Origin of the sequence: Streptomyces sp. NPDC089915, from assembly GCF_040684675.1 — a bacterium.
In the GTDB taxonomy this organism is placed as follows: domain Bacteria; phylum Actinomycetota; class Actinomycetes; order Streptomycetales; family Streptomycetaceae; genus Streptomyces.
The window spans coordinates 1-3,146 of the sequence record NZ_JBFBGN010000274.1; the positions used below are offsets into that span (position 1 = coordinate 1).

4 protein-coding genes are annotated in these 3,146 nt (G+C 69.0%); all 4 read right to left on the reverse strand.

Annotated features, from left to right (window positions below):
* Positions 1 to 40: 40 nt before the first annotated feature.
* The 4 genes from AB0O29_RS34715 to AB0O29_RS34730 all read right to left on the reverse strand — a co-directional run bounded on the left by AB0O29_RS34715 (position 41) and on the right by AB0O29_RS34730 (position 2,972).
* Positions 41 to 520, reverse strand: a complete 480-nt coding sequence (locus AB0O29_RS34715; protein ID WP_365160088.1) for a hypothetical protein — start codon at positions 518 to 520, stop codon at positions 41 to 43.
* Positions 521 to 698: 178 nt separating this feature from the next.
* A complete protein-coding gene (locus AB0O29_RS34720) occupies positions 699 to 1,880 on the reverse strand; it encodes a helix-turn-helix transcriptional regulator (RefSeq protein WP_365160091.1) in 1,182 nt (393 codons plus the stop codon).
* Positions 1,881 to 1,986: 106 nt separating this feature from the next.
* The gene (locus tag AB0O29_RS34725) at positions 1,987 to 2,334 is read right to left on the reverse strand and encodes a hypothetical protein (RefSeq protein WP_365160094.1); all 348 of its coding nucleotides are present in this window, start codon (positions 2,332 to 2,334) and stop codon (positions 1,987 to 1,989) included.
* A gap of 29 nt (positions 2,335 to 2,363) precedes the next feature.
* On the reverse strand, positions 2,364 to 2,972 hold the full coding sequence (locus tag AB0O29_RS34730; RefSeq protein ID WP_365160097.1) for an XRE family transcriptional regulator: 609 nt from the start codon (positions 2,970 to 2,972) through the stop codon (positions 2,364 to 2,366).
* Positions 2,973 to 3,146 lie beyond the last annotated feature (174 nt).

The window sequence follows — 3,146 nt, forward strand, 5'->3', positions numbered from 1 at the left end:
CGCCGCCAGGCGCATCAGATCGCTACGCGCTCCTGTCATCTCAGCGTCCGGCGGCCGTCTGGGGTTGCTGCACGTCAGCCTTTCGCTCACTCAGGAAAGGGGCGAGGGCTCGGAGGAGGGCCGCGGGCACGTGTTGGTCGATGTAGGCCAGCACCGGGTCGAAGAGGGCCCAGGAATGGTCGTCGGGGTGGCCCGCGTAGTGGGTGCAGACGTCGTCGTGTCCTGCTGCCAGGCCGTTGCTCTCGCCGCAGTTCTTGAGGATCTCGACGGCAGTCGGCAGATCGCCGTCCCGCCAGGACGTCCAGACGGCGCTGTCCTCGTCCGTGTCGAGGACCAGGTCCCGATGACGGCCACGGTGCGGGCCGAGAGTGCAGCGGAGTGTCGGATCGATGAGGTCGAGAGCCTCCTGTTCCTCTTCGGTGATCTGCACGGTGGCGAGAGCCAGAGACAGTGGCAGCGCGCTGGTCGCGCCGCAGACCTGCCGCTCCCCGCCGGCAGCAAGAGCATCGATGCCACCCATGAGGTCTCCCGCGTCTTCGGTCGTCGATCGGCTCGGCCTGTCGGCCCGTGCCACGGGGGAATGACGAGGACCGGCCACCCCTGCACTACAGAGTGATCGAGGCAATGCGGAGAGTGAAGATCGCGAGGTTGGCACTACGCGAATGCGGGGGTGGTGGCGGTGCTACGGGGCGTAGGAGTTACGCGAGGGTGGCGCCGATGATTTTTGCGATCTTGCGGGAGCGGGACGTGGTGGCGTGGCCCGCACGTTGGGCGATGACGCCGGGCAGCGTCTGGTGGCGAACCCATTCCGGGTGCTCCGTGCAGACCGTGAGCAGTGTGTCCAGGCAGGTGTCGTATTGCCTGGTGTCGCACTGCGCGAGGGCGATGTCGAGCTGGAGTCGATTGCGCGCGGCCTGGTGGAGGGCCGAACTGTCGGGCAGCCCGGCCGCGAGTTGCAGGGCCCTCCCGGCCCTCCCGGTGGACACGGCGATGCCGATGGCCTGGGCGGTGACGGAAGCGGGGCCGAACGCGGTGCCGTTGACCATGACGTCACGCCCGAGCCGGGCGGCGACGGCCGAACCTTGGGAGAGCAGGTCTTCGGCGGCACCGGTGTTGCCCTGTCGGGCGGCGACGACGGCCGCGAAGGTGACGTGCCATCCATAGGTGGCGAGGAGCTGGGGGTCCCGGTCGCCGTAGGTCGGCTCGATGCTGTTGTAGGAGGTGGCTGCGCTGTGTTCGGCGTCGTCGAGCCGGGCATCGCGCAGGTAGATCCACGAGCGTCCGGAGGCCACGGAAGCCTCTCGCCTCGGGTCTCCGCCCTGGCGGGCCTGGTCGGCGGCGTGGCCGATGGCGGCGTACGCGAGGTCGCGGGCCCCGAGCTGGTTGGCGACGTAGGCGGAGAGGCGGTAGGCGTCGGCGAGGGCGCCGTGTGCGCTCATACGGCGGTCGTCCGGGGCGTCGGCGAGGGCCGTCGCGGCGTCCCTGACACACGACGTTGCGAACTGGCCGGCCACCCCGATGCGCCCAGCCCGGTAGGCGTCCCACCCCGCCACGAGGTCGGTGGCGAAATCGACGGGTTCCCTCTGGGTGCCGGTTCCGGCGGCGGTGTCGTGGACCGTGCGCGACAGCGCGCGAAGGGTGAGGCGGTCGTCCGCGAGCATCGCCCTCTTGGGGGCCTGCTGACCCACGACCACCGAGACGTCGGCGCCGAGGGCATGGGCGAGCCGCAGGAGGCTGGGGAGCGAGACCTGTCCCCGGTCCTGTTCGGCCTTGCGGATCGTGGCGACGGACAGGCCGGCGCTTTCGGCGAGTTCTTCCTGAGTGACGGCTCCGCGCAGCAGCTTGATCCGCTGGCCGGTGGTGTGCTCGTTCCACTTCATGGCGTCCCCTTCGTCTACTGCGACGGTACCGCCAGCCCTGCAACGGCCCCGGAACCGACGAAGTCCCCCGGGGCCGTCCCGCCCGCCACCGCCGAAGGGGTCGCGCTCAGCGCACGCTCCAGGCGCTGATCATGTCGAGGGGTATCCGGAAGGACTCGCCCAGTGCGGCGGGAAGGCTGCTGTTGCCGGAGATCAGCTGGCAGCCCTGGAGGTGGAGGAAGGCCGGCGGGTACTCGGGAGACTCCCCGGCCTCGCGGCCGAAGTCCTTGGCGAACCGCTCGTCGGGCAGACCCGTGTCGGCGAGCTGTTCGGCAAGGTGCGTCGCCCAGTGCCAATGGGCCGCGATCCGGCCCGTTATCACCACACCCTGCGCGACGACGGTGATGCGAGGACCTTCACCCTCCGCCTCCGTCCGGTTGATCAGATCGATGAGCAAGTCGTCTCGTGTGGTCATGCACCGAACTGTAGTGATCACGGAGATGCTCAGCGCCCGACGGCCGTCCGCGCCTGGTCGAAGGTGTGCGGGGTGCCCCGCTCCCACAGTTCCCCGGCATGGCCGGCGAAGCGGTCGTACATCCCCTCCTCTCCATGGCGGCGGAGGTGGAACATGGGCGAGTCATGACCGATCACGCGCGCGAGGTGAGGGGTGACCAGGGCATCCGAGTCGAAGAGGAAGACGCTCAGGCCGACGTGGTTGGCAGCGTCCTCCGGCGCGCTGGTCCGGATCTCCAAACCGTCCAGGGGAGCAAGCCGGTCGAGCTGCTCCAAGGACATGCGGATGCGGGTGGAGACGGTCAGTGCCGTCCCCTCGATCTCCTCTCGACGGCGGGTGGTCTCCCCGTTCGGATCGCCGAGCAGGAAACGGACGCGGCAGCCGCCCCGCACCTTCTTCCGGACGACTCCCGCGAAGTCGGGGATCATGGTCCAGAAGAAGTAATTCGTGTACCCAGCCAGCAGCATGTCGGATGTCGTGTCATCGACCAGCTTGGCCCACACCGTCGAGGGGCAGGCGGAGCGGTACGGATACGAGTGGACGAGCTCCCTGTCCTGCCCGACCTTCACGCGGCTGCTCACTGCTTCGGGCCAGATCATGCACTCCTCAACTCCCAACACCCGCGCCACATCCGCACGGATTCAAGGCCGTCCTGAAGGTCAGTCGACGTAAAGCCTCTGGGAGATTGCCCGCCTGATGCGGAGCTCAGCCCCAGACGGCCGCAGGACGCCGAGATGACAGGAGCGCGTAGCGATCTGACGCGCCCACCGGCC